Below are 23,802 nucleotides of genomic sequence, written 5' to 3'. Positions count from 1 at the left end.
ACTGGCCGGGCACACCCCAGACCGACCCGAGAGGCCCACAGTGACATCTGCTCTTCCCGCCCGGCTCGTCGAGCTCGCCCAGGGGCACGGGGTGGCGACCGAGTTCTGGGACTGGCAGGGGAACCACCGCGACGTGGAGGAGTCGACGATCCGCGCGGTGCTGGAGGCGCTGGGGGTGCCGGCCGCCGACGAGGAGCAGGTGCGTGCGGGCCTGGCCGACCTGCGGGAGGCACCGTGGCGCCGGGTCCTGCCGCCGGTCAGGGTCATCCGCGCCGGTCGGGCCCACCGGCTCCCGGTCCACCTCCCGACGGGGAGCGAGTTCACCGCCCGCGTCGTCCTCGAGGGCGGTGGGGTGCTGGAGGTGGCGCACGACCGCGGGACGGTGGAGCGCGAGGTCGACGGTATGCCGCTCAGCCAGTTCGAGGTGCGGCTGCCGGACTCCCTTCCCCTGGGGTGGCACCGGGTCGAGGTGCGGACACAGTCCGGTGCCCGGGAGGCCGACTCCCCCACGATGCCGCTGGTGGTCGCCCCTGCCCGGCTCGAGCTGCCGGACTTCCTGCAGGGGGACGGCGACCAGGCGTGGGGTGTGATGACCCAGCTCTACGCGATGCGCTCGCGCCGCTCGTGGGGCACCGGCGACCTGGCCGACCTCGCCGACCTCGGCGCCTGGGCGGCCGGCCTCGGCGCCGACTTCGTGCTGGTCAACCCCCTGCACGCCGCGGAGCCGTCGGCGCCGATGGAGCCCTCGCCCTACCTGCCGACCACGCGGCGCTTCGTCAACCCGCTCTACATCCGCGTCGAGGACGTGCCCGAGGTGGCCTACCTGTCGGCCGCCGAGCGCCAGCTGGTCGAGTGGCACGCCGACGACGCCCAGCGCTTCAACGACCTGGACTTCCTGGAGCGCGACGCCGTCTGGGCCGCCAAGGAGGCGGCGCTGCGGATGGTCTTCCGGCAGGGTCGTTCGGTGCGCCGCGAGCGGTCGTTCCATGCGTTCGTCGAGCGCGAGGGCCAGGGGCTGGTGGACTACGCCACCTGGGCGGTGCTGTTCGGCGTGCACGGGCCCGACTGGCGCGAGTGGCCGGAGGAGCTGCGCGACGCGCGCGGCGCGGCCGTCGACAGCTTCCGCCAGGAGCACTCCGCGGAGATCGAGTTCCAGTGCTGGCTGCAGTGGATCCTCGCCGAACAGCTCGCTGCGGTGCAGCGCGAGGTCACCGAGACCGGCATGCGGCTGGGCGTAGTGCACGACCTGGCCGTCGGCGTGCACCCGCACGGCGCCGACACCTGGGCGCTGGGCGACGCCCTGGCGCGCGGTGTCACCGTCGGGGCGCCCGCCGACCAGTACAACCAGCTCGGCCAGGACTGGTCCCAGCCGCCGTGGCGCCCGGACCGGCTCGCGGAGCTGGGCTACGCGCCCTACCGCGACATGATCCGGGCGGTCCTGCGCGATGCCGGGGGCCTGCGCGTCGACCACGTGATCGGGCTGTTCCGGCTGTGGTGGATCCCGGAGGGGCAGGAGCCGCGGCTGGGGACCTATGTGCGCTACGACCACGAGGCGATGGTCGGCATCCTGATGCTCGAGGCCCACCGGGCGGGCGCCGTCGTCGTGGGGGAGGACCTGGGCACCGTCGAGCCGTGGGTGCGCGACTACCTCGCCGACAGCGGCATCCTCGGGACCTCGATCCTCTGGTTCGAGCGGGACTACGACGGCGACGGCGGGCTGCTCCCACCGGAGAGCTACCGCAAGCTCTGCCTGGCCACGGTCACCACCCACGACCTGCCGCCGACGGCGGGCTACCTGCAGGGCGTGCACATCGACCTGCGCCACTCCCTCGGCCTCCTAGACCGGTCGCTGGAGGAGGAGCGGGCCGCCGACCGGACCGCGCGTGAGGAGGTGCTCGCCGACCTGCGCCGGCGCGGGCTGCTGCGCCCGGGCGCAGGGACCGCCGAGCAGGTCGAGGCGCTGCACCGGTTCCTCGGCTTCACCCGCTCCGCGCTCATCGGGGTGTCGGTCAGCGACCTCGCCCAGGACACCCGGATCATCAACCAGCCCGGCACCGACGAGGAGTACCCGAACTGGCGGGTACCCCTCGCCGGCACCGAGGGCCGGCCGGTGCTGCTCGAGGAGCTGTTCGCCTGGCGCTCGGCCCGGCGGCTCGCGCGGACGGTGTCACGCGAGGCCTGAGCCCGGGCTGGTCAGGCGGCGTCGCGCGCCTGGACACTCAGCGCGCGGGCCACTGTGTCCCGGTTCTCCGCCACGGTGCGGCGCAGGCCCGACGGGGCGTCGGGGTTGGCCGTCAGCCACTCGGTCGTGGCGTCCAGCAGCCGCTTGTCAGCGAGGGCGTGCGGATAGAAGCCGATGGCGATGGACTCCGCGATGTGGTGGGTCCGCGACGCCCAGACGGAGCCGATCGCCTCGTGGTAGCGGTCGACGTAGTCGCCCAGCAGCTCCGGGTCGTGCACCCGGCCGAACCCGAGCGCGGTCGCCGCGATGACAGCGTTGGGCAGGCTGTCGTCCTCGACCCCCGACTCCCAGGCCGCGGCCTTGGCGGCCGCGGTCGGCCGGGAGGCCAGCGCGCGGGCGGCCCGCTCCCGGCCGGTTGCCGTGTTGTCGCGCGTGCGCTCGGCCTCGATCTCGGCCTCACCCGCGGCGCCGGCCGTGGCCAGGGACGTGACCAGGGTCCAGCGGATGTCCTGGTCGACGGTCAGGCCGTCGAGGGACTCCGTGCCGGAGAGCAGGGCCTGCACGAGGGACACCGACTCCGGCGACCGGGCGAAGGAGGCCCAGGCGGTGACCAGCTGGAGCTGCGCGTCCGAGCCCGGCGCGGCGGCCCGGGTCGCGGCGCGCAGGGCGACCTCCACCTCGTCGAGGAGCGCGTCCCGGCGGGCCGGGGCGGTGTAGGTCAGCGCCGCGGTCGTCACCTGCTGGATCAGCACGCGCAGGAGGGTCGACTCGGTCTCGACCGCAATCGCCTGCAGCCCGAGGCGCACATAGTCGGTCGCGGCCATCTCGCCGTCGCGGGTCATGTCCCAGGCCGCGGCGAGCACCAGGGAGCGGGGGAGGGACTCCACCAGCGCGCGGGGCTGCGCCAGGGCGACGGCCAGCGACATCTCGTCGAGCCGGATCTTGGCGTAGGCCAGGTCGTCGTCGTTGACCAGCAGGAGGTCCGGCATGGGACGGCCGACCAGCTCGGGCACCTCGGTGGACGCACCGTCCACGTCGAGCTCGACCCGGTGGGTCCGCACGAACGCGCCGTCCTGCAGGTCGTAGCAGCCCACGGCGAGCCGGTGCGGACGCAGCGTCGGCCACTCGGCCGGGGCGCTCTGCGCGATCGCGGCCGCGGTGATCGTGCCGTCCTCGACGGTGACCTGCGGGGTCAGCGTGTTGACCCCGGCGGTCTCCAGCCACAGCCGGCTCCAGGTCCGCAGGTCGCGGCCGGAGGTGGCCTCCAGCTCGGTGAGCAGGTCGCTCAGGGTCGTGTTGCCCCACGCGTGCTTGACGAAGTAGGACCGCAGCCCGTCCCGGAAGGGTTCGCGTCCGACATACGCGACGAGCTGCTTGAGCACCGAGGCACCCTTGGCATAGGTGATGCCGTCGAAGTTCACCTCGACCGCTGCCAGGTCGACCATGTCGGCGGCGATCGGGTGGGTCGAGGAGAGCTGGTCCTGGCGGTAGGCCCAGCCCTTCTCTGCGGTCGCGAAGGTGGTCCACGCGTCGGTCCACTGGGTGGCCTCGGCCTGGCAGGTGGTAGAGGCCCACTCCGCGAAGGACTCGTTGAGCCACAGGTCGTCCCACCACTGCATCGTCACCAGGTCGCCGAACCACATGTGCGCCAGCTCGTGCAGGATCGTCAGGGCGCGCCGCTCGATGATCGACTCGGTCACCTTGCCGCGGAAGATGTACTGCTCGACGATGGTCACGCAACCGGCGTTCTCCATCGCGCCCATGTTGTACTCCGGCGTGAAGATCTGGTCGTACTTGGCGAACGGGTACGGCTGGTCGAACTCCTCCTCGAAGAAGGCGAACCCGCGCTTGGTGACGTCCAGGACGTTGTCGGCGTCGAGGTGCTCGCTCATCGACCGGCGGCAGAAGACCCCCAGCGGGATGGTCCCGGCGCGGGTGTCCACCTCGTCGCGCACCACGGCATACGGGCCGGCAACCAGAGCAGTGATGTATGACGAGATGCTGGGTGTGGCCCCGAAGGTCCAGGTCGCGATGGGGCCGGCCTCGGCGTCGGCCGAGTCCGTCTGTCCCGCACCAGGTCTGCTGCCGGCGGCGACCGGCTCCGGCGTCGGCTGGTTGGAGATGACCTGCCAGTGCGCCGGGGCGGTCACGGTGAGCTGGAAGGTCGCCTTGAGGTCGGGCTGCTCGAAGACGGCGAAGACGCGGCGGGAGTCCGGGACCTCGAACTGGGTGTAGAGGTAGACCTCGCCGTCCGCAGGGTCCACGAAGCGGTGCATCCCCTCGCCGGTGTTCATGTACGCGCCCGTGGCGTCGACCGTCAGGGTGTTGCGCTCGCGCAGTCGCGGCAGCCGGATGCGGGAGTCCGCGAAGTGCTCCGCCGGGTCCAGCTCCTCCCCGTTGAGCGTGATCGCCTGCACCGACGGCGCGATCAGGTCGATGAAGGTCTCCGCGCCCTCCCGCGCCCCGAACTCGACGGTGGTCACCGTGCGGAAGGTCTCCGGGCCGGTCGTGAGGTCCAGCGACACGGCATACGAGTCGGTGGTCACGATCGCGGACCGGGCCGCGGCCTCGTCGCGGGTGAGGTTCTTGCCGGGCATGCGGTGGCTCCTGTGCGTGGTCGGGGTCGGGGCGATGGGTGTCGCAGTCTGGTGCAACGATGGTGCCATGAGCACCCCGACATCGAGCACTCACGAACCCGGCAGCCGCACGGCGGCCGAGATGTGGTTCGACCCGGTCTGCCCCTGGGCCTGGATGACGTCCCGCTGGCTGATGGAGGCCCAGCAGGTCCGTGACCTGGACATCACCTGGTCGGTGATGAGCCTGTCGGTCCTCAACCAGGGCCGGGACCTCCCCGAGGACTACGCCGCGCTGATGGACCGGGCGTGGGCGACGGTGCGCGTGGTCATCGCGGCGGCCAAGGAGCACCCGGGCGAGGACGGTGGCAACACGACCCGCAAGGCGCTGTATGACGCGCTCGGCCGTCGGATCCACACCGAGGGTCGCGGCTCCGAGGACCTGGCCACGGTCATCGCGGAGGCCCTGGAGGAGGTCGGCCTGCCCGTCGACCTCGCCCGCCATGCCGACACCGAGGAGCAGGACGCCGATGTGCGTGCCAGCCACGAGCGGGCGATCAGCCTGGTCGGCGACGACGTCGGCACTCCTGTGGTCTCGGTCAACGGCGTGAGCTTCTTCGGCCCGGTCGTCACCCCGGCGCCCAAGGGTGAGGCCGCCGGCCGGCTCTGGGACGGGTGCGTGCTGGTCGCCGGCACGCCGGGCTTCTACGAGCTCAAGCGGACCCGCGACGCCAGCCCCGACTTCAGCTGAGGAGAGACCAGATGCGCATTCACATCGGTGGCGACCACGCCGCCTACGACCTGCAGCGCGAGCTCGTCCGGTGGCTGGGCGAGGAGGGGCACGAGGTCATCGACCACGGGCCGGTGACCTATGACGAGCTGGACGACTACCCCGTGTTCGTGCTGCGGGCGGCCGAGGCGGTGGCTGACGACCTCGGCTCGCTCGGCATCGTGCTCGGCGGCTCCGGCAACGGTGAGCAGATCGCGGCCAACAAGGTCACCGGCATCCGTGCCGCCCTCTGCTACCGGCCCGAGCTGGCCCAGCTCGCACGGGAGCACAATGACGCGCAGGTCCTCTCGATCGGCGCGCGGATGCACTCCGTCGAGGAGGCCAAGGAGATCGTGCGCACCTTCCTGACGACCGAGTTCAGCGGCGCCGAGCGGCACCAGCGGCGGATCGACATGATGGCGGCCTACGAGGTGGACGGCGCCCTGCCCGACGTGCCCTGAGGGCCGGCCTGCCGAGCCGCGGCCTGACACACGGAGCCCCCGGGACCTCCCCGGGGGCTCCGTCGTGTCGACCTGTCTCAGCCCTGTGGGGCCGGGGGAAGGTTGGTGTCGAGGGTGCCGTCGGTGGTGGCCGCGTCGGTGGGCGCGTCCGTGGTGGGGGTCTCGGCCCCCGGCTCCGCGCCGAAGTCGTCGGCCGTGCCGTCCAGGCTGTCGAGGCCGCCCTTCAGCTTCTCCTGGCCCTGGTCGATCTGGTCGGAGTACTTGCCGCCGGTCTTGTCGTCAATGAACTCTCCGGCCCGCTCGAGGCCCTGTTCGATCTTGTCTCCGTGCTGGTCCACCGCGTCCGTGATCTTGTCCTTGTTCTTCTCGAAAGCACCGGTGATCTTGTCCATGAGACCCATTCGGGGTTCCTCCCGTTCTTGGTGCCGGCGCGAGGACCGGCCTGACCCCCACACCCTGCACCCCGACGGGGGCACTTGTCGAGTGCGCTGACCGTGGGGCAGTTGCTCTCCTGCCCAACGGTTTCGGCTCTGGACGCGAAACAGCCCCCGGCCGCGTGTGCCAGGTGCTGCCCGTATGCCGTGTGGTGACTCAGGCTGGGGGATCGCCCTCACCCTCGGCGCTGCCGCCCCCGAAACCCTCGACCGCGTCACCCAACTTCTCCTGGCCCTGGTCGACCTGGTCGGAGTACTTGCCACCGGTCTTGTCGTCGACGAAGTCACCGCCCTGCTCGATGCCCTGGTCGATCTTGTCACCGTGCTCGTCGACGAGGTCGCCCACCTTGTCCTTGTGGTCGTCCGCGGCGCCGGTCACCTTGTCCATGAACCCCATGAAGTCATCCTTCCGTGTTCCTGTGCCGACCTCGGTCGGCCTGACGCCTCCAAACGTGGCACACACGGGCCCGGCTGTCGACCGCAGTGTCAGCGGAGCTCCCAGCTGACGGTCACCCGGGCCGCCACGGTGTGCTCGCCCGCCTCGACCGGCATCGAGGCCTCTGCGAACGCGGCCCGGGCCGGTCTCGGGACCGGCCCCTCGGCGTCCGGCACGTCTCGGACGCCACGGACCGCTCCCAGCGTCCGCTCCGCCAGCGCGGCATACTGCTCGGCGCGTGCGCGGGCATCCGCGAAGGCCGCCTCCCGGGCGCGGGCGTGCAGGTCGGCCTGGTCGGCCACGGAGAGGGTGAGCCCGTCGATGCCCAGCGCGTCACCGGCGGCCTCCGACAGCACGCTCACGACCTCGCCCGCCAGGTCGGTGCCCGGCAGGCTGAGCCGCAGCTGCTGGGAGGCGGTGTAGCCCACGACCCGCTGCCCCCCGCGGTCGTGCCGGGTGAACAGGCTCAGCCCCTGGGTCCGTGGCGCCGGGACGGAGCCGGAGCGGTGGGCGGCGGTGCGCTCCACGACCGCGCGCACCGCCTCGGCGACTGCGCGCAGGCTCGCGGCGACGGTGTCGCGCTCGGCCTGGATCCGCAGGTCGAGCACGACCAGGTCGGGGGTGCCCGCGGCCTGGCCGCTGCCGGTGACCTCGATGGTGTCCGTCATGGCGAGATGGTACGCGCCAGAACGCCCCCGGAACGCCCCTGACGTGGCATTCTGGAGGTGACAGGGTGCTCCAGGGCACGGGCAGGAGGACGTCATGACGAACCATGGGCTCCCACCGGTCGAGGTCGCGCCGCTGCACAAGGGCGGCTGCCTCTCCGGTTTCCTGCTGCTGCGTCGCTGGCCGCAGGACCCGGTGGAGTGGTCCCGCTTCCTCGTCCTGGCGGTGCAGATGGCTGCCGTCCCGGGCATGCTGCCGCGGGGCAGCACGGTGTTCCGCGTCGTCGAGGAGGTGCCTGACCGCGAGACGGACGAGGTGGGCGCGGTCGGTGGCGGTGGGGACCTGCTGGCGGATGCCATCGGGCTCGTGCTCGCCGAGGGCCAGCTCCTGGGGGAGCACCACCTGGAGCCGGGGCAGTTCGCCGACCATCCCCCGCCCGGCCTCGCCGTGCTCCACCCGCCGGCCAGCACGCTGAGCTCGGTCCCGGAGTACGAGACCGCCTCCGGGTGCATCCTGCTGCCCGGTGTCCCGGACCTCGGGCTCGACCACCGCGCCGCCTGGGCGGAGGTGGACCGCGAGGGCACCATCACCCGCCTGACGACCAAGTCGTGGGTGGACCCGCAGGGCGACGCCGACACCGCGGCGCTCTCGCTGCTGCTCGTCGCCTGAGTCGCGGGGAGCCCGTCCCGGGACCCTGGTGAGGGGCCGATCCGGTGCGTCACGGCATACGGCCGGCCTGTGGAGCGGGTGACGAGAATCGAACTCGCGTAACCAGTTTGGAAGACTGGGGCTCTACCATTGAGCTACACCCGCGTGCGGCCAGTGCGGAGACCGGCCAGCGAGGGACTACTGTACTGCCCACCCGTGCCGAGTCGGAAACGACCTCCGGCACCGGGTGAGCGCGGGGTATGGCGCAGCTTGGTAGCGCGTCCGCTTTGGGAGCGGAAGGCCGCCGGTTCGAATCCGGCTACCCCGACCCCTTACCATGGGGCGATCTGTGGATGTCCGGCTGCCCTGTTGCCGGCGCCGACCGCGAGGAGTATGCCGGACCGAACCGGCGCGTTGCTGCGGTCCGGTGGGAGCACCCACGGATCCCGAACGCCAACGACCAGATTCTGGAGTGCCGCAGAGTGAAGAGTGCCGTCGAGACCCTGAGCCCGACCCGGGTGAAGCTGAGCGTGGAGGTCACCTCCGAGGAGCTCGCACCCCGGATGGATGCGGCCTACAAGACCATCGCGCAGCAGGTCAACATCCCGGGCTTCCGGCGCGGCAAGGTGCCGAACCGGATCATCGACCAGCGCTTCGGCCGTGGCGCCGTCGTGCAGGAGGCCGTCAACGACGCCATGGGTGAGTACTACGCCCAGGCGCTGGCCGAGCACGAGGTCAAGCCGCTGGGGCAGCCCGAGGTCAACATGACCGAGCTGCCGCTGGAGGACGGCCAGCAGCTGAAGTTCGACGCCGAGGTCGACGTCGTGCCGACGTTCGAGCTGCCCGACTTCAGCACCATCACCGTCGAGGTCGACCCCGTTGCGGTCGACGAGGCCGACGTGCAGACCCGGCTCGACAACCTGCGGGCCCGCTTCGGCACGCTCGTCGGTGTCGACCGTCCCGCCCAGGAGGGCGACTTCACCTCCGTGGACATCCGGGCCACCATCGACGGCGAGGACATCGACGCCGCCGAGGGCATCTCCTACGAGATCGGCTCCGGCACGATGCTCCCCGGCATGGACGAGGCCCTGATCGGCCACACCGCCGGTGAGACCGTCGAGTTCACCGCCCCGCTCGCCGGTGGCGACCGCGCCGGTCAGGACGCCGAGGTCACCCTCGTGCTGCAGTCCGTCAAGGAGCGCCAGCTGCCCGAGGCGGACGACGACTTCGCCCAGCTCGCCTCGGAGTTCGACACCTTCGAGGAGCTCATGGAGGACCTGCGCAAGCAGTCCGAACAGGGCGCGAAGTTCGAGCAGGGCGTCCAGGCCCGCGACAAGGTCCTGGAGCAGATGCTCGAGCTCGTCGACATCCCCGTGCCGGACTCCGTCGTGGAGGCCGAGGTGCACAGCCACCTGGAGAACGAGGGTCGCCTCGAGGACGACGTGCACCGCGCCGAGGTCACCGAGAGCACCCAGAAGGCCGTCCGCACGCAGCTGCTGCTGGACGCCCTGGTCGAGCGTGACGAGGTCCAGGTCGGCCAGGAGGAGCTGGTCGAGTACCTGATCATGGCCGCGCAGCAGTACGGCATGAACCCCAACGAGTTCGCCCAGCAGCTCGACAGCCAGAACCAGGTCCCCGGCATGGTCGCCGAGGTCGGTCGCCGCAAGGCGCTGGCCAGCGTGCTCGAGACCGTCACCGTCAAGGACACCGACGGCAACGTCGTCGACCTCAACGAGATCGAGACCGGCGAGGAGGACGAGGACGAGGACGCCGACTCCGCCGCGTCCGCGGACTCGGTGGACAGCGTCGACTCGGTCGACAGTGTGGACTCCGTGGACAGCGTCGACTCCGTCGACAGCCCGGACGTCGAGGACGACGAGGTCGAGGCCACCGAGAAGGCCTGACCCACTGCACACGCACGACGCGGACTGCCGGTTCTCCGGCAGTCCGCGTCGGCGTGTGCGGGGCAGGGCGCAGGGCGTCACGACGGCTCGGCAGAAGGCGCGGAGCGTCACGACGGCTCTGCACAAGGCGCGGAGCGTCCCGATGGCTCTGCACAAGGTGTCGCACGCGACATCTTCTGCAGAGCCGGGAGCGTCTGGCCGGGGTGGGGCTGCTGCGCTCAGGGCGAACACGGACGGAATGCGGGAGTGCCCCGTCGAGTGCGGGCGTTAGGGTCACTGACGAAGGACGCGGCCGGGCCGCGACCCCCAGCGATGAGATGGAGCAGATGGTGAGCAACAGCGAGATCGTCGCGGCCAGCGAACGACCGGTGGCCGGACTGGACGACCAGATCTACAACCGCCTCCTCAAGGAACGGATCATCTTCCTCGGCTCGGACGTGCGGGACGACAACGCCAACGCGATCTGCGCGCAGCTGCTGCTGCTGGCCGCGGAGGACTCCGAGAAGGACATCTGGCTCTACATCAACTCCCCGGGTGGCTCCGTCAGCGCCGGCATGGCGATCTACGACACGATGCAGTGGGTCCCCAACGACGTGGCGACGGTCGCGATGGGCCTGGCGGCCTCGATGGGGCAGTTCCTGCTCTCCGCGGGTGCACCGGGCAAGCGCTACGCGACCCCGCACGCCAAGGTGATGATGCACCAGCCCTCCGGCGGCATCGGCGGCACGGCCAGTGACATCAAGATCCAGGCCGAGCAGATGCTGCACACCAAGCGTGAGATGGCGGCGCTGATCGCCGAGCACACCGGGCAGTCCGTTGACCAGATCGAGGCGGACTCCGACCGCGACCGCTGGTTCACTGCCCAGGAGGCCAAGGAGTACGGCTTCGTGGACCACGTCTACGAGCGCTCCGACGACGCCGGCGCCAAGGCCTGAGCCGGACCGACCAGAGACGAGAGAGAGCAATCATGACTCAGACCCCGTATGCCGGCGGGTCGGCCCTGGCGGGACCGTCCAGCCGCTACATCCTGCCCCAGTTCGAGGAGCGCACCTCCTACGGCACCAAGCGGCAGGACCCCTACACCAAGCTGTTCGAGGACCGGATCATCTTCCTGGGCATCCAGGTCGACGACGCCTCGGCGGGTGACATCATCGCCCAGCTGATCGTGCTCGAGAGCCAGGACCCGGACCGGGACATCCTGATGTACATCAACTCCCCGGGCGGCTCGTTCACCGCGCTGACCGCGATCTACGACACGATGCAGTACATCAAGCCCGATGTGCAGACCTTCGTGATCGGGCAGGCGGCGTCCGCGGCTGCGGTGCTGCTCGCGGCGGGGACCCCTGGCAAGCGGTTCGCGCTGCCCAACGCCCGGGTCCTCATCCACCAGCCGGCCCTGGCCGGCGGTGACTACGGTCAGGCGTCCGACATCGAGATCCAGGCCAACGAGGTGCTGCGCATGCGCACCTGGCTCGAGGAGACCTGGGCCCGGCACTCGGGCAAGACGACGGAGCAGGTCCGCAAGGACATCGAGCGCGACAAGATCCTCACCGCTGCCGAGGCCAAGGAGTACGGCCTCATCGATGAGGTGCTGGAGTCCCGCAAGGCCTCTGCCGCCCTCTGACATCCGCACGCCACCGGAGCGGGTCGGTCCACACGGACCGGCCCGCTCTGCTGTGCGGCTAGCCGAGGCGTCCCCGGACCAGGTCGAGCAGGCTGCCCACCATCAGGTCGAGCAGGGCGTCCCGGTCCACTGCCGGGCCGTCGAGCCACTCCAGGCACAGGGCGATCACCAGAGCCAGCCAGCCGCGCACGGCAAGCCGCAGCACCTCGGGCGGCTCCGGGAGGGCGCCGAAGGCCTCCAGGACCCGCTGCTCGTCCCGGGCCAGGTCCTGCCGGCGCAGCTCGCGCACCTCGGGGTCCGCGATCAGGCCGCGGTGCATCGCGCGGTAGCCCGCCCTGTTCTCCTCCGCGAACCGCACATACGCGTCGAGGACGAAGCGCAGCTGCTGCTCGACCGGCCAGCCCCCGTCCGGCTGCGCGTCGTGGAAGACGTCGCTGCACACCGACTGGGTCACCGCGATCGCGAACTCACGCTTGGTCGGGAAGTAGTGGTACAGCAGGCCCCTGGAGACGCCGGCGCGGTCCGCGACCTCGGTGATCCGCACCGCGTCGTACGGCGTCGTGGCGAAGAGCTCTGCGCCGATCTGCAGCAGCTGGCCACGCCGGGCGTCGGTGGACATCCGGGTCCGGGTCCGTGGCGGCATGCGCACAGGCTAGTTCCTCCCACACCGATTACTTGACAGGGGTTCAGTAGTCCATCAGTGTATTAGACACTGATTCAATAGGCATGGGAGGCCATTGTGCGCACCATTATCGAGTCAACCTTCATCTCGCTGGACGGCGTGATCGGAGACCCGCACGAGTGGGGTATGCCCTACTGGGACGAGGACCACCAGGGCTATGCGACCCAGCTCATGGACCGGGCGGATGCCCTGCTCCTCGGGCGCGAGACCTACGAGGCCTTCGCGGAGGCCTGGCCGCAGCGGTCCGGCGATCCGTACTCCGACAAGATCAATGCGATGCCCAAGCATGTCGCGTCGCGCACCCTGACGGAAGCCACCTGGAACGCCACGCTGCTGCCCGACGACGTCGCCGGTGCCGTTCGAGACCTCAGGGCGCAGGAGGGCGGTGCCATCCTCAAGTTCGGCACCGGGGAGCTGGACCGCACCCTGCTGGCCGAGGGGCTGCTCGATGAGCTGCACCTGTGGGTGTTCCCGGTGATCGTGGGTCGGGGTGACCGGCTGATGGACGGCCTGGTCGACACCACCCACCTGCACCTCAGGGACACGGCGGTCATGCCCAACGGCATCGTCGTCCACGTGCTGGCGCCGACCGGCTCGGACGAGCGTGCGGGGCAGGCATGACGGGCGAGCGCATCGCGCTGAGCCCCGTGCAGGAGCTGCACGTCCGGCAGCACACGGCCGACCTGCTCGAGGTGGAGTCGGTCTGGCAGCCGGGGGAGCCCCCGCCCAGGCACCTGCACCCCCGGCAGCAGGAGGAGTTCGAGGTGCTGGAGGGCCGGCTCACCGTGGAGCTCGGCGGCGCCGGGCCGCGGTTGCTCACGGCCGGCGAGACCGTCGTGGTCCCGCCCCGCACGCCACACCGGATGTGGAACGCCGGCCCGGAGACCGCGCGGGCGTCCTGGAGGGTCACCCCGGCGCTGCGCAGCCTGGAGCAGTTCCGGTTCATCGCCGGCGGCACCGGACCGCCGCGGGCGCTACGGATGCTGTGGACCTTCCGGCACGAGTTCCGGCTCAGCCGCTGAGCCCGCGACGCGGAGTCAGCCGTATGCCGTGGCCCGGGTCGGTGCGAGCCGGCACCTCAGTGGGGCTGGGCGAGGTTGCGGAGCACGGCGCGGGCCAGGTCCGGGAGGGACTGCCCGGTCTCCCCGCTCGGCAGGTTGCCGGCCAGCGCCAGGGTGGCGAAGCCGTGGGTGAGGCTCCACGCGGCGAGGGCGAGCGGGTTGGTCCGCGGTGCGCCCTCGGAGGGTCGACCTGAGAAGTCGGCCACGCCGAGCATCAGCGCTCCGGCCAGCTCGCCGAGTGCCGTCTGCAGCGCGGGGTCCGCCTCGTCCACCAGGTCCGGGCGGAACATCACCTGGAAGTGTGCCGGGTGTGCCAGGGCCCACTCGATGTAGGCGACACCGGTCTCCAGGAACCCCTCCGGTCCGGTGCGGTCGACCGCACGCAGGGCCTGCGTCATACCGGCATATCCCTGCGCTGCCAGTGCAGTGAGCAGCCCCCGGCGGTCACCGAAGTGGTGGCGGAACGCGGTGTGGCTGACCTCCGTGGCGCGGGCGAGCCCCCGGATGCTCAGCCGGTCGACCCCGTCAGCGGCGATGGCGGTCGCGGCGGCCTCCAGCATCGCGCGGCGCAGGTCTCCGTGGTGGTAGTGCATCCCGAGAATTTACCACTGGTAATTTCCCGGTCCAGGCCCTAGTCTTTCCAGTGGAAAGATTCAGAGCGAGGGAGAGCCCATGTTGAGTGCCAGCGCCGCCCAGACCGGCGGCATCGTCCTGCTGACCGTCGTCGCGATCGCCTACGGCGGCACCTTCCTGCTGCGCGTGGTCACCGCGAAGGTGCCCACGAACGACCTGCAGGCGTCGTTCTTCCGGGCCGGGCACGCGCACGCCGGTGTCCTGGTGATCCTCGGCCTGGTCGCGACCCTGTATGTCGACCTCGCGGGCGTGTCCAGCCCCTGGCGAGCGCTCACGAGTGGCGTCCTGCTGGCGGCCATCCTGATGCCCGCGGGGTTCTTCCTCTCGGTCATCGGCCGGGACCCGCAGCGGCCCAACCGTCTGATCGCGCTGGTCTGGCTGGGGGCCCTGAGCCTGACCGTCGGCGTCGTGAGCGCGGGGGTGGGGCTGCTCACGGTCTGACCGGGCCGGCTCGGCGCGGCCCGAGGGGTGCTGGGCGGCGGCCCGTCGGCGGGCGGCGATCTGTGGCCAAAACCACAGGTCAGGTTGCGGACCGATAACAATTGACCAATTGTTGACAATCTCTTGGTGCGCGCCCTTCAGGACGTTTCCGCAGGTCAGGACGCTGTGGGAGGTCGCTTTTGCGGTCGTGAGCCCGGCTGGGCCCGCGTGTCGCCGGTTGTGGTCGCGAGGGCAGTTCCCTACGTTGGATGGCGATTCCAGTCCCCGAGGGGCGACGTCTCTCCGTGTGCGGCGTGCGCGCGCGGTCCTAGGCAACAGCCTCGTCCAACCGAAAGGACCACGTATGAACAGTTCCAGGATCCGCAAGGGCGCCCTCGCGCTCACCATGACCGCGGGGCTCCTCGGCCTCGCGGCGTGTGGCGACGACGGCGGCGGTGAGGGCAACACCCTCGAGCGGGCGCAGGAGGAAGGCACCATCAAGATCGCCTACGCCGGTGAGATCCCCTACAGCTTCGAGAACGACGAGGGCGAGCTGACCGGAGCGACGATCGCGATCGACGAGGAGATCTTCAAGGCACTGGGGATCGACAACGTGGAGGGCCAGCTCGTGGAGTGGGATGCTCTCATCCCCGGCCTGAACAAGGGCGAGTACGACGCGGTCTCCGCCGGTATGTCGATCCTCCCGGACAGGTGCGCGAAGGCCGCGTTCGCCGAGCCGACCATCATGTACACCAGCACGCTGATGGTTGCCGAGGGCAACCCCGAGGGTCTGAGCGACTTCGCCAGTATCGAGGGGACCGGCCTGACGCTGGCCGTGCAGTCGGGTGCGATCGAGCAGGGCCAGGCACAGGACCTCGGCCTGGAGAACACCATGACGGTCAACTCCGCGCAGGACGGCATGGACGCGGTCGCCAACGGGCGGGCCGACGCGTTCGCGCTGACCAACATCACCCTCTCCACCATGGCCGAGGACAACCCGGACGCCGGTGTCGAGACCACCGACGCGTTCGTCGCCGAGATCGACGGCCTGAAGCAGATCAGCGCCGGCTCGACCGTCTTCCGCCCGGAGGACACCGCGCTCCTGGAGGCCTACAACGAGGAGCTGGCCAAGATCGTCGGCGACGAGCAGCGGTTCGTCGAGACCGTCGGCGAGTTCGGCTTCACCGACGCCGAGCGGCCCCCGGAGGGGCTGACGGCCGAGATGCTCTGCGAGGGTGACCTCGAGGCCGCCAACGAGGCGGCCGACGGCGCCGGCGGCTCGACCGACTCCGAGGACTCGACCGGCTCCACGGACTCGACCGACTCCACCGACGGCTGAGCACTCACCTCCCGTGAGCGACTTCTTCTCAGGCGTCGCCACGGCCCTGCCGCGACTGCTCGGGGAAGGCCTGCTGGCCACCCTCGTGTCCTTCGCCGGCGGGGCCGTGGTGATGGTCCTCGTTGCTGTCGTGCTGGGCCTGGTGGAGCACCAGGCGCCGGCCTGGCTCGCCGTGATCGCCAGGGTCATCGTGGAGCTGTTCCGCGGCAGCTCCCTGGTGGTGCAGCTGTTCTTCTTCTTCTACGTGATCCCCACCCTTACCGGTGTCGACCTCGGATCCACCTGGACGGCGATCATCGCCCTCGGCCTGAACTACGGCGCCTACGGTGCCGAGGTGGTGCGCGGTTCGCTGAACGCCGTGCCCAGGGGGCAGTGGGAGACGACCACTGCCCTGTCGATGCCGTGGGCCACCAAGATGAGGCGGGTGATCTGGCCCCAGGCGTGGGCGCTGATGCTGCCGGGCTTCAACAACCTGATGGTGATGCTGATCAAGGGCACCGCAGTCGTGAGCCTCGTGCTGCTCAGCGACATCACCTTCGAGGCCGACCAGCTGCGCCGGCAGGTCGGGCTCTGGCCCGCCTTCCTCTCGGCCCTGGTGATCTACTACCTCATCGCCCTCGTGGTCTCAACGGTCATGCGCTGGGGCGAGGGACGTGCCCAGCGTCGGCTCGGCCTCGGTGACTTCCAGATCCGTCAGGCCCGCCGGGACGCCGCCAAGGTCCTCGCGGGTGCCGCGGCGGCCGAGGCTGGCTCCGGCGGGTCCGGTGCGCGACGAGAGGGGCGTGACACCTGATGTGGGAGAACGAGCTGTTCTTCGAGGCAGTGCCGCTGCTCCTCGAGGCCTTCATCAAGGTCACCCTCGTGGTGACGGTGCTCGGCACCCTCATCGCGGTCGTCCTCGGCCTGGTCTGGGCCATCGCGGTGCGGGAGCTGCCGCCCCTGCTGGCCGCACCGCTGAGGTTCCTGGTCGACTTCATCAGGATGACGCCCCTGCCGGTGCACCTGCTGGTGATCTACTACGCGTTCAACTCCCTCAGCGCCATGACGGTGGGCATCCTGGTCATCGGCGTCCACTACTCGACCTACATGGCGGAGTCCTACCGGGCCGGGATCGAGTCGATCCGGTCGGGCCAGTGGGAGGCCGCCACGGCGCTCTCGCTGCCCGCCAGCAGGACCTGGCGCGCGGTGATCCTGCCCCAGGCGATCCGCAACACCCTGCCCTCGCTGGGCAACTGGGCGATCGCCATGTTCAAGGACACCCCGTTCCTGATCTTCATCTCGGTCCCGGAGATGGTGACCAGGGCCCGTGAGTTCGGCGGTCAGCACTTCACCTATGTCGAGGCGATGACCGTCGCCGGCGTGCTGTTCCTGCTGGCCAGCTACCCCACCGCCGTCCTGATGCGAAAGTTGGAGAAGAAGCTTGCCTACTGACCAGAACCCCGACCCTGCGACCACCAGCCACCCCCACAACGGTGGGGTGCCTCGCATCCAGTTCGAGGACGTCGTCAAGAAGTTCGGCTCCACCACGGTGCTGGAGGGCCTGAACTTCTCCGTCGACCGTGGGGAGCGCGTCACGCTCATCGGCCCCTCGGGCTCGGGCAAGACGACGATCTTGCGACTCCTGATGACCCTGGAGGAGCTCACCGACGGCTATGTCTGGGTGGACGGTGACCCGCTCACCCACGACCGCCGCGACGGCAAACGCGTCGAGCTCAAGCCCAAGCAGGTCTCCGCGGTGCGCAAGCGCATCGGGATGGTGTTCCAGCAGTTCAACCTGTTCCCGAACATGACGGTCCTGCAGAACATCATCGAGGCTCCTGTCCATGTGCTCGGTCAGTCGACCGAGCAGGCGCGGACCAAGGCGCTGGAGCTGCTGGACCGCGTCGGGCTGGGCGACCGCGGTGACGCCCACCCGATGCAGCTCTCCGGTGGGCAGCAGCAGCGGGTCGCCATCGCCAGGGCACTGGCGATGGACCCGGAGATCCTGTTGCTCGACGAGGTGACATCGGCGCTCGACCCCGAGCTCGTGGGTGAGGTGCTCGGCGTGCTGCAGGACCTCGCGGCGACCACCGACATCACGATGCTGATCGTCACCCACGAGATGCAGTTCGCCCAGGACGTCTCGGACCGCGTGATGATGTTCGACTCCGGGCACATCATCGAGGAGGGCCTTCCCGCGAAGATCTTCTCCGACCCGGACAACGAGCGCACCAGGCAGTTCCTGCAGGCCGTGCGCTGAGACACGTCACGGTGAGTCCGGTCTGTCGTGTCCCACGCGTCACGGCAGTCCCAGCCAACCCCGGTCGGGGGCACCGGCCAGGGTTGCGCTGTCAGCGGACAGCCCCCGAAACACGCCGTGGCGGGCTCCTAATGAACTGTGTTGCCGGCCGGTGTCGGGGTAGCGTCGTGCCAGGGCACCGCGGTTGGTGCCTGTTGTCGAACCGAAGGGATCCGCCGTGGCTCGCATGGGAGAGAGCAGCGACGTGCTGAAGTGCTCCTTCTGTGGGAAGAGCCAGAAGCAGGTCATCAAGCTGATCGCCGGTCCGGGTGTCTACATCTGCGACGAGTGCATCGACCTGTGCAACGAGATCATGGAGGAGGAGCTGGCCGAGGCCAGTGACCTCGGTCTCGGCACCCTGCCCAAGCCGCGCGAGATCTTCGACTTCCTCGAGCAGTATGTCGTGGGGCAGGACCCCGCCAAGCGCGCCCTGGCCGTGGCGGTCTACAACCACTACAAGCGGGTGCAGGCGGGTCAGGCCCGCAAGGGTGAGGACGCCGTCGAGATCGCCAAGTCCAACATCCTGCTCATCGGCCCCACCGGGTGCGGCAAGACCTATCTGGCGCAGACCCTGGCGCGGATGCTCAACGTGCCGTTCGCCATCGCCGACGCGACCGCGCTCACCGAGGCGGGCTACGTCGGCGAGGATGTCGAGAACATCCTGCTCAAGCTCATCCAGGCGGCGGACTTCGACGTCAAGAAGGCCGAGAGCGGCATCATCTACATCGATGAGATCGACAAGGTCTCGCGCAAGTCGGAGAACCCGTCGATCACCCGTGACGTCTCCGGCGAGGGGGTGCAGCAGGCGCTGCTGAAGATCCTGGAGGGGACCACCGCCTCGGTCCCGCCGCAGGGCGGCCGCAAGCACCCGCACCAGGAGTTCATCCAGATCGACACCTCCAACGTGCTGTTCATCGTGGGGGGCGCCTTCGCCGGCCTGGAGAAGATCATCGAGGCCCGCGCGGGCAAGCAGGGGCTCGGCTTCGGGGCCGAGCTGCACTCCGCCAAGGACGCGGGGGAGCGCTACGAGGACGTGCTGCCCGAGGACCTGATGAAGTTCGGGCTGATCCCCGAGTTCATCGGCAGGCTCCCGGTCATCACCACCGTCTCCCCGCTCGACCGTGAGGCTCTGTCCAGCATCCTGACCGAGCCACGCAACGCGCTCGTCAAGCAGTACCAACGGATGTTCGAGATCGACGGCGTGGAGCTGGACTTCACCGACGACGCCATCGACGCGATCGCCGAGCAGGCCCTGCTGCGCGCCACCGGCGCGCGCGGGCTGCGGGCGATCCTGGAGGAGGTGCTCATGCCGGTGATGTTCGACGTCCCCAGCGACGACGAGATCACCCGCGTCGAGATCACCCGCGAGGTCGTCCTGGACAACGTCAACCCGACGATCGTGCGCAAGCAGTCCGGCGGCCGCAAGCGCCCGCCCCGCAAGGAGTCCGCCTGAGTCGGGCAGCGCCTGCCGCTTGAGTCGGGCAGCGCCCGCCTGAGGCAGCGTCCGCGTCAGGCCGTCGGCTCCGCCTGGCGGACCGTCACCACCCAGTAGTGCAGCCCGACCGCCAGGCCGAGAGCCAGGAGCCCGGAGAGCACCGCGATCAGGCCACCCGAGTACCCCCAGGCCTCCTGGGCGTACGCGACCAGGGACAGGACGATGGTGGCGCCCGCCACGAGAGCCAGCCGCACCGCATACGTCCTGAAGAGCTGCCTCGGGAGCTCGGCCTGGGCCGGGGCAGCGGCGCTGAGGGCACAGGCCGTGTGGAGCAGCAGCAGGCACAGGGTGGCCGGCACCGCCCAGGGGTCGAACGGATCGGCGACCCCCGCCCACCAGACAGCCAGGCAGTAGATCATCACCGCGGCCGGCAGGACGGTGTGCGGGTTGATGATGCAGCACGCGCTGAGCAGGGAGAGCACCACGAGCGCGTAGACCGAGGACTCGCCCGCGATCAGCAGCACCGTCGTGAACCCCAGCAGCGCCAGCGCGATGGCGGCGCGCAGCAGCACCTGCTGCTGGCTCAGTGACCGCAGGTCCTCGAGGAGGTCCTTCATCGGGTTCATCGTGCGGCGCCCTGTCGGTGTCGGGCCAGGCTGCGCAGCACCTGGTCCAGGCTCCCGGGGCCACGCCACGGCACGACCGGCACGCCGCTGGCCCGGACCCGGCGCACCTCGCCCTCACGCTCCATCAGCCGGATCCGCCAGCCGAGGCGGGCGATGTCGTCCTGCTCACCGGGCGGTTGGACATCGTCGACGAGGGCGTCGATCACGACGACCTGCGTGCCGCTGCGGCTGAGCAGGGCAGCCTGGGCCAGGGGGGCGGGGGAGACGAGCGCGGAGATCATCACGGCGAGTGTGCCGGGCCCCATGCCGTGGCGGACCCTGCGCGGGTCGATCTGCTCCTGCGGCTGGGCCTGGACGAGGGCGAGCGCCTGCAGCACGCGGTGCGTGTGCCGCCGGCCCGTGCCCGGCGGGAGGCTGAGGGGGGTGCGGGCGGACAGCACCTGCAGGCTGACCCGGTCGCCTTGGTGCAGGAAGTGCTCGGCGACCGCGGCAGCGGCGCGCACCGAGTAGTCCAACGAGCTGGACTGCCGCGTGGCCAGGTCCGAGCTGCCCAGGTCGTAGTGGGCGTCGACGATGATCGCCACGTGCGTGTCCTGGTCGGCATAGCTGGATGTGACGTGCAGCTCGCCCGTGCGCAGCGACCGTGCCCAGTGGATCCGCTTGAGCCGGTCACCCCACTGGAAGGTGCGGATCGTGTTGAACTCGCTGCCGTCACCCGGGAAGCGGGAGCGGTGCTGACCGACCAGTCCCTGCGGGTGCGGGGCGGGGGCCGAGGTGTCGAACACCGCCGGGTCGGGTAGCACCTTGACCGTCTGGTGCTCGATCGGCACCGGACCCCACCGGAACGCGCCCCAGGGGCTGGTGGCACCCACGAGGACCGGTCCGACCCGACGCAGCCCCCAGCGCCCGGGCCGGACCCGGGTGCTGACGTGCAGCTCGGCGCGTTCCCGGTCCCGCGCGGTCACCAGGTGGGTCCGCGCGCCGCGCTCCGGGTCCAGGTCGACCTGCGTGCCGTGGGTGAGGGAGCTCGACACCAGCTCGGTGTGGGGGCAGGTCATGACGCCGACGACGGCGCGGCTCCACTGTCCCTCCCGCAGGTGTGCGGCCGGGATGACCAGCCGGGTCTCCGGCACCGTGGTCGGCCGGCTCAGCACCGACCAGAGCGCGACCATGCCCAGCGGGGAGCCCATCAGGAGGAGGTCGGGGCGCTGGGCCAGCAGCGCCCCGAGGGCAGCCACGGCGAAGACCAGGACGGCGCGGGCGTGGGCATGGGTGACTCCCCACCGGTTGTCCGGGTGGGTCCGTGCCGACTGCCGCTTCAGGCTCATGCGCGCTGCGGGGCCCCCGTGACCTGGCGGGCCGAGGGCACCGGGATCTCGGCGAGCACGGCCTCGACGACGCCGTGCCCGCCCAGGTCGGACATCCACAGCTCCGGCTTGATCGAGATCCGGTGGTCCAGGACCGCGTGGGCGACGGCCTTGACGTCCTCGGGCGTGATGTAGTCGCGACCGGAGACCACGGCGTGGGCCCGGGCCGTGAGCATGAGCGCCAGGGAGCCGCGGGGCGAGGCACCCACCTGCACCGCGCGGTGCCGCCGGGTCGCGGTCGCCAGCGCGACGCAGTAGCGGCTGATGTCCTCCTCCACCGGCACGGTCTCGATGGCCAGCTGCATGGCCAGCAGGCCGGTCGCATCGGTGACGGGGGCCAGGTGCTGGTCCTCCTGCTGACGGGCGACGCGGCGCCGCAACACGTCATACTCCTCCTCCTCGGTGGGGTAACCGAAGGAGATCCGCAGCAGGAACCTGTCCAGCTGGGCCTCGGGGAGGGGATAGGTGCCCTCGTACTCGACCGGGTTGGCCGTGGCGAGGACGTGGAACGGCTGCGCGAGCGGGAAGGTCTCTCCCTCGACGGTGACCTGGTGCTCCTGCATCGCCTCCAGCAGGGCGGACTGCGTCTTGGGAGGGGTCCGGTTGATCTCGTCCGCCAGCAGCAGCCCGGTGAACAGCGGCCCCCGCCGGAACTCGAACTCCCCGGCCTTCTGGTCGTAGACGAAGGCGCCGGTCAGGTCCGCGGGAAGCAGGTCCGGGGTGAACTGGGCGCGGGTGAACTCCAGCCCCAGACTCTGGGCGAAGGACCGGGCGGCCAGGGTCTTGCCGAGGCCGGGGAAGTCCTCCAGCAGCACATGACCGCGAGCGAGTATGCCGCACAGCACCAGGGTGAGAGCCTGCCGCTTGCCGACGACTGCCGTCTCGACCTGGTCGAGGACGGCGGCCACCTGCTGGGAGACCTGGGTGACGCTGAGGGCGGGTGGGGACGGACTGGTCACAGTTCCTCGATTCGGTCGAGCGCTCGGTCGATGTCGCGCTTGCTGCGCCTGCCGGTGCCGACCGGTGGGCGGGACAGGTAGGTCGTGAGCTCCGGGTGCATGACCGCCTCCGCGGCCTCGCGGTCGGTGGCCAGGTCGATGTCGTGGTGGGCGAGCAGCCGCTCGGCCGCGAGCGCACGCACCACCGGGAAGATCTCGTCCACGCGGTCGTTGCGCTCGGTCGCGTCGCGCAGGTCACGGCGCAGGCGCAGCATCCGGTAGTCCAGGGCGGCGGGGCGGACCGACTCCTCCCGCACGGTGGCGAACCAGTAGGCGGGCTTGAGCCGGGGGCTCTCCTCCGACATCACCCAGGTCAGCAGCGTGACGACGGCGCCCACGGCGAGGGCGACCACCACGGCCGTCACCAGGTCGAACCGCAGCACGTTGAGATACCAGAGCAGCAGTCCCACGGCTCCGGTGACGACGAAGGCCACGAGGGCGCGGCGAAGGCGTTCCCAGCGGGTGCTGGCGCGTCGGGCGGTCGACTGCCGGGCGAACCCTACCGGTGGCATCACGGGGCACCACCGGGCTCTGTGGTGGGGCTCGCCGCGGTCACCCCGGCAGCCTCCTCCGCGCGGTGGGCGCTCGCGCGCAGCTGCTCGTGGATGCTGCCGACGACCGCCACGGCCCGGTCGCCCGTCGCCCGCGACACGGGGTGACGGGAGAAGCGTGCCTCGCGGTAGAGCTCGGCGAGCTCCCGGGTGGAGGCCTCGTCGACCTCCCAGGTGCCGAGGAAGCGTCGGGTGAACTCCGCGGCGGTCTCCGCCGGGTCACGGGTCAGGCCCGAGGCGGCCGCGGCGTCCTCGAGGGCGACCCAGCAGCGGACGACGACGTTGCGGGGCTCGCCCTCGGCCAGCGCTGTGGTGCGGGCCGACTCGGAGGTCGCCGCCAGCAGTAGGTCGAGGTCGTCTCCGAGCTCCTCGTCGTCGGGCTCCTCCGCCTCCTCCCAGTCCCGGTTCAGCAGCCACTGGAGGAAACGCACCGCGATGGCCAGGACGATGAGCGCGAAGACGATCATCAGCCAGTCGAGGGCCGGGGCGGCCAGCTCGTTCATCTCCTCCGGTGCCGCTGTCGTCTGGGCGGCGACGTCCGGAGGCGGCGGAGCAACTCGGGTCGGCGGGGCACCGGCCTCACCGGAGGGAGAGTGCAGCACCGTGGTGCCGGACCCGCTGCCCCAGAGGAGCAGGAGCAGCATCGCCGCGGCGACAACCGCAGCCGCGACCACCTTGCCCCGATGCATGCGCCAACCCTACGGCGTGCGGCCAG

The 23,802-nt window shown here is 70.6% G+C and carries 26 protein-coding genes and 2 tRNA genes; 16 read left to right on the top strand and 12 right to left on the bottom strand.

What is annotated here, in order from left to right:
* Nucleotides 1–40: 40 nt before the first annotated feature.
* Nucleotides 41–2,182, top strand: a complete 2,142-nt coding sequence (gene malQ / locus DA085_RS18390) for a 4-alpha-glucanotransferase (protein ID WP_109474447.1) — start codon at nt 41–43, stop codon at nt 2,180–2,182.
* 11 nt (nt 2,183–2,193) lie between these two features.
* On the opposite strand, the gene pepN is transcribed toward malQ, so the two are convergent.
* On the bottom strand, nt 2,194–4,779 hold the full coding sequence (pepN, locus tag DA085_RS18385; protein WP_109474446.1) for an aminopeptidase N: 2,586 nt from the start codon (nt 4,777–4,779) through the stop codon (nt 2,194–2,196).
* Nucleotides 4,780–4,846: 67 nt separating this feature from the next.
* On the opposite strand from pepN, the gene DA085_RS18380 reads away from it, so the two are divergent.
* On the top strand, nt 4,847–5,506 hold the full coding sequence (locus DA085_RS18380) for a DsbA family oxidoreductase (RefSeq protein ID WP_202619311.1): 660 nt from the start codon (nt 4,847–4,849) through the stop codon (nt 5,504–5,506).
* Between the two features lie 11 nt (nt 5,507–5,517).
* The gene (locus DA085_RS18375; RefSeq protein ID WP_109474445.1) at nt 5,518–5,985 is read left to right on the top strand and encodes a ribose-5-phosphate isomerase; all 468 of its coding nucleotides are present in this window, start codon (nt 5,518–5,520) and stop codon (nt 5,983–5,985) included.
* Between the two features lie 77 nt (nt 5,986–6,062).
* Here the strand turns inward: DA085_RS18375 and DA085_RS22055 are convergent, their stop codons facing one another.
* The 3 genes from DA085_RS22055 to DA085_RS18360 form a co-directional block, all read right to left on the bottom strand.
* Entirely contained in the window at nt 6,063–6,377 is a 315-nt protein-coding gene (locus DA085_RS22055; RefSeq protein ID WP_237565602.1) for an antitoxin, read from the bottom strand.
* 199 nt (nt 6,378–6,576) lie between these two features.
* The gene (locus DA085_RS18365) at nt 6,577–6,816 is read right to left on the bottom strand and encodes an antitoxin (RefSeq protein WP_109474443.1); all 240 of its coding nucleotides are present in this window, start codon (nt 6,814–6,816) and stop codon (nt 6,577–6,579) included.
* Between the two features lie 89 nt (nt 6,817–6,905).
* Nucleotides 6,906–7,523 (bottom strand): SIMPL domain-containing protein, encoded by a 618-nt coding sequence (locus DA085_RS18360; protein WP_161958548.1) that lies wholly within the window; start codon nt 7,521–7,523, stop codon nt 6,906–6,908.
* Between the two features lie 94 nt (nt 7,524–7,617).
* Here DA085_RS18360 and DA085_RS18355 point away from each other — a divergent pair, with 94 nt between their 5' ends.
* On the top strand, nt 7,618–8,190 hold the full coding sequence (locus DA085_RS18355) for a peptidase (protein ID WP_109474441.1): 573 nt from the start codon (nt 7,618–7,620) through the stop codon (nt 8,188–8,190).
* A gap of 70 nt (nt 8,191–8,260) precedes the next feature.
* Here DA085_RS18355 and DA085_RS18350 read toward each other — a convergent pair.
* Nucleotides 8,261–8,334: transfer RNA gene (locus DA085_RS18350), tRNA-Gly, on the bottom strand.
* A gap of 89 nt (nt 8,335–8,423) precedes the next feature.
* Here DA085_RS18350 and DA085_RS18345 point away from each other — a divergent pair.
* The 4 genes from DA085_RS18345 to DA085_RS18330 all read left to right on the top strand — a co-directional run bounded on the left by DA085_RS18345 (nt 8,424) and on the right by DA085_RS18330 (nt 11,697).
* Nucleotides 8,424–8,497: transfer RNA gene (locus tag DA085_RS18345), tRNA-Pro, on the top strand.
* A gap of 25 nt (nt 8,498–8,522) precedes the next feature.
* Nucleotides 8,523–10,073, top strand: a complete 1,551-nt coding sequence (tig, locus tag DA085_RS18340) for a trigger factor (protein WP_109474440.1) — start codon at nt 8,523–8,525, stop codon at nt 10,071–10,073.
* 326 nt (nt 10,074–10,399) lie between these two features.
* Entirely contained in the window at nt 10,400–11,008 is a 609-nt protein-coding gene (locus DA085_RS18335; protein WP_109474528.1) for an ATP-dependent Clp protease proteolytic subunit, read from the top strand.
* A 32-nt stretch (nt 11,009–11,040) separates the two neighbouring features.
* The gene (locus tag DA085_RS18330) at nt 11,041–11,697 is read left to right on the top strand and encodes an ATP-dependent Clp protease proteolytic subunit (protein WP_109474439.1); all 657 of its coding nucleotides are present in this window, start codon (nt 11,041–11,043) and stop codon (nt 11,695–11,697) included.
* A gap of 58 nt (nt 11,698–11,755) precedes the next feature.
* Here DA085_RS18330 and DA085_RS18325 read toward each other — a convergent pair whose 3' ends face one another.
* Nucleotides 11,756–12,340: a TetR/AcrR family transcriptional regulator gene (locus tag DA085_RS18325; protein WP_109474527.1), complete on the bottom strand. Its 585-nt coding sequence runs from the start codon at nt 12,338–12,340 to the stop codon at nt 11,756–11,758.
* A gap of 96 nt (nt 12,341–12,436) precedes the next feature.
* On the opposite strand from DA085_RS18325, the gene DA085_RS18320 reads away from it, so the two are divergent.
* Complete coding sequence (locus DA085_RS18320; protein ID WP_109474438.1) at nt 12,437–13,000, top strand: dihydrofolate reductase family protein; 564 nt, start codon at nt 12,437–12,439, stop codon at nt 12,998–13,000.
* Complete coding sequence (locus DA085_RS18315) at nt 12,997–13,401, top strand: cupin domain-containing protein (RefSeq protein WP_109474437.1); 405 nt, start codon at nt 12,997–12,999, stop codon at nt 13,399–13,401. Before DA085_RS18320 ends, DA085_RS18315 begins: the two co-directional genes overlap by 4 nt.
* A 56-nt stretch (nt 13,402–13,457) precedes the next feature.
* Here the strand turns inward: DA085_RS18315 and DA085_RS18310 are convergent, their stop codons facing one another.
* Nucleotides 13,458–14,033 carry a TetR/AcrR family transcriptional regulator gene (locus tag DA085_RS18310; RefSeq protein ID WP_109474436.1) on the bottom strand — a complete coding sequence of 192 codons (576 nt, stop codon included), beginning with the start codon at nt 14,031–14,033 and terminating at the stop codon, nt 13,458–13,460.
* A gap of 79 nt (nt 14,034–14,112) precedes the next feature.
* On the opposite strand from DA085_RS18310, the gene DA085_RS18305 reads away from it, so the two are divergent.
* The 6 genes from DA085_RS18305 (at nt 14,113) to clpX (ending at nt 19,563) form a co-directional block, all read left to right on the top strand.
* The gene (locus DA085_RS18305) at nt 14,113–14,514 is read left to right on the top strand and encodes a hypothetical protein (RefSeq protein WP_109474435.1); all 402 of its coding nucleotides are present in this window, start codon (nt 14,113–14,115) and stop codon (nt 14,512–14,514) included.
* A 343-nt stretch (nt 14,515–14,857) separates the two neighbouring features.
* Nucleotides 14,858–15,832, top strand: a complete 975-nt coding sequence (locus DA085_RS18300) for a transporter substrate-binding domain-containing protein (RefSeq protein WP_109474434.1) — start codon at nt 14,858–14,860, stop codon at nt 15,830–15,832.
* A 13-nt stretch (nt 15,833–15,845) separates the two neighbouring features.
* Complete coding sequence (locus DA085_RS18295; protein ID WP_109474433.1) at nt 15,846–16,625, top strand: amino acid ABC transporter permease; 780 nt, start codon at nt 15,846–15,848, stop codon at nt 16,623–16,625.
* On the top strand, nt 16,625–17,263 hold the full coding sequence (locus tag DA085_RS18290; RefSeq protein WP_109474432.1) for an amino acid ABC transporter permease: 639 nt from the start codon (nt 16,625–16,627) through the stop codon (nt 17,261–17,263). Before DA085_RS18295 ends, DA085_RS18290 begins: the two co-directional genes overlap by 1 nt.
* A complete protein-coding gene (gene ehuA, locus DA085_RS18285) occupies nt 17,253–18,071 on the top strand; it encodes an ectoine/hydroxyectoine ABC transporter ATP-binding protein EhuA (protein ID WP_109474431.1) in 819 nt (272 codons plus the stop codon). The genes DA085_RS18290 and ehuA overlap by 11 nt, the downstream gene beginning before the upstream one ends.
* Before the next feature lie 217 nt (nt 18,072–18,288).
* A complete protein-coding gene (clpX, locus tag DA085_RS18280; protein WP_109474430.1) occupies nt 18,289–19,563 on the top strand; it encodes an ATP-dependent Clp protease ATP-binding subunit ClpX in 1,275 nt (424 codons plus the stop codon).
* Nucleotides 19,564–19,619: 56 nt separating this feature from the next.
* Here the strand turns inward: clpX and DA085_RS18275 are convergent, their stop codons facing one another.
* From DA085_RS18275 to DA085_RS18255, 5 genes are read right to left on the bottom strand one after another with little or no spacing between them, the layout of a single operon-like run.
* Nucleotides 19,620–20,162 (bottom strand): hypothetical protein, encoded by a 543-nt coding sequence (locus tag DA085_RS18275; protein ID WP_109474429.1) that lies wholly within the window; start codon nt 20,160–20,162, stop codon nt 19,620–19,622.
* A 5-nt stretch (nt 20,163–20,167) separates the two neighbouring features.
* A complete protein-coding gene (locus DA085_RS18270; RefSeq protein WP_109474428.1) occupies nt 20,168–21,499 on the bottom strand; it encodes a DUF58 domain-containing protein in 1,332 nt (443 codons plus the stop codon).
* Complete coding sequence (locus tag DA085_RS18265; RefSeq protein WP_109474427.1) at nt 21,496–22,497, bottom strand: AAA family ATPase; 1,002 nt, start codon at nt 22,495–22,497, stop codon at nt 21,496–21,498. Before DA085_RS18265 ends, DA085_RS18270 begins: the two co-directional genes overlap by 4 nt.
* The gene (locus DA085_RS18260) at nt 22,494–23,048 is read right to left on the bottom strand and encodes a hypothetical protein (protein WP_109474426.1); all 555 of its coding nucleotides are present in this window, start codon (nt 23,046–23,048) and stop codon (nt 22,494–22,496) included. The genes DA085_RS18265 and DA085_RS18260 overlap by 4 nt, the downstream gene beginning before the upstream one ends.
* Complete coding sequence (locus tag DA085_RS18255) at nt 23,048–23,776, bottom strand: DUF4129 domain-containing protein (RefSeq protein ID WP_109474425.1); 729 nt, start codon at nt 23,774–23,776, stop codon at nt 23,048–23,050. The genes DA085_RS18260 and DA085_RS18255 overlap by 1 nt, the downstream gene beginning before the upstream one ends.
* Nucleotides 23,777–23,802: the final 26 nt, after the last annotated feature.

It is taken from the genome of Ornithinimicrobium cavernae, assembly GCF_003121625.1.
GTDB lineage: Bacteria > Actinomycetota > Actinomycetes > Actinomycetales > Dermatophilaceae > Ornithinicoccus > Ornithinicoccus cavernae.
The sequence above is the reverse complement of the archived record's forward strand: the minus strand, read 5'-3'. Positions and strand labels throughout refer to the sequence as shown.

Bases quoted from the DNA above. Each gene is read 5' to 3' on its own strand.
- DA085_RS18270 (WP_109474428.1), bottom strand. From the start codon at position 21,499: ATGAGCCTGAAGCGGCAGTCGGCACGGACCCACCCGGACAACCGGTGG.
- DA085_RS18375 (WP_109474445.1), top strand. From the start codon at position 5,518: ATGCGCATTCACATCGGTGGCGACCACGCCGCCTACGACCTGCAGCGC.
- DA085_RS18365 (WP_109474443.1), bottom strand. From the start codon at position 6,816: ATGGGGTTCATGGACAAGGTGACCGGCGCCGCGGACGACCACAAGGAC.
- DA085_RS18325 (WP_109474527.1), bottom strand. From the start codon at position 12,340: ATGCCGCCACGGACCCGGACCCGGATGTCCACCGACGCCCGGCGTGGC.
- DA085_RS18290 (WP_109474432.1), top strand. From the start codon at position 16,625: ATGTGGGAGAACGAGCTGTTCTTCGAGGCAGTGCCGCTGCTCCTCGAG.
- DA085_RS18310 (WP_109474436.1), bottom strand. From the start codon at position 14,033: ATGCACTACCACCACGGAGACCTGCGCCGCGCGATGCTGGAGGCCGCC.
- DA085_RS18330 (WP_109474439.1), top strand. From the start codon at position 11,041: ATGACTCAGACCCCGTATGCCGGCGGGTCGGCCCTGGCGGGACCGTCC.
- DA085_RS18355 (WP_109474441.1), top strand. From the start codon at position 7,618: ATGACGAACCATGGGCTCCCACCGGTCGAGGTCGCGCCGCTGCACAAG.
- DA085_RS18305 (WP_109474435.1), top strand. From the start codon at position 14,113: ATGTTGAGTGCCAGCGCCGCCCAGACCGGCGGCATCGTCCTGCTGACC.
- tig (WP_109474440.1), top strand. From the start codon at position 8,523: ATGTCCGGCTGCCCTGTTGCCGGCGCCGACCGCGAGGAGTATGCCGGA.
- DA085_RS18315 (WP_109474437.1), top strand. From the start codon at position 12,997: ATGACGGGCGAGCGCATCGCGCTGAGCCCCGTGCAGGAGCTGCACGTC.
- DA085_RS18255 (WP_109474425.1), bottom strand. From the start codon at position 23,776: ATGCATCGGGGCAAGGTGGTCGCGGCTGCGGTTGTCGCCGCGGCGATG.
- DA085_RS22055 (WP_237565602.1), bottom strand. From the start codon at position 6,377: ATGGACAAGATCACCGGTGCTTTCGAGAAGAACAAGGACAAGATCACG.
- pepN (WP_109474446.1), bottom strand. From the start codon at position 4,779: ATGCCCGGCAAGAACCTCACCCGCGACGAGGCCGCGGCCCGGTCCGCG.
- DA085_RS18260 (WP_109474426.1), bottom strand. From the start codon at position 23,048: ATGCCACCGGTAGGGTTCGCCCGGCAGTCGACCGCCCGACGCGCCAGC.
- DA085_RS18335 (WP_109474528.1), top strand. From the start codon at position 10,400: ATGGTGAGCAACAGCGAGATCGTCGCGGCCAGCGAACGACCGGTGGCC.
- DA085_RS18275 (WP_109474429.1), bottom strand. From the start codon at position 20,162: ATGAAGGACCTCCTCGAGGACCTGCGGTCACTGAGCCAGCAGCAGGTG.
- DA085_RS18300 (WP_109474434.1), top strand. From the start codon at position 14,858: ATGAACAGTTCCAGGATCCGCAAGGGCGCCCTCGCGCTCACCATGACC.
- DA085_RS18360 (WP_161958548.1), bottom strand. From the start codon at position 7,523: ATGACGGACACCATCGAGGTCACCGGCAGCGGCCAGGCCGCGGGCACC.
- DA085_RS18380 (WP_202619311.1), top strand. From the start codon at position 4,847: ATGAGCACCCCGACATCGAGCACTCACGAACCCGGCAGCCGCACGGCG.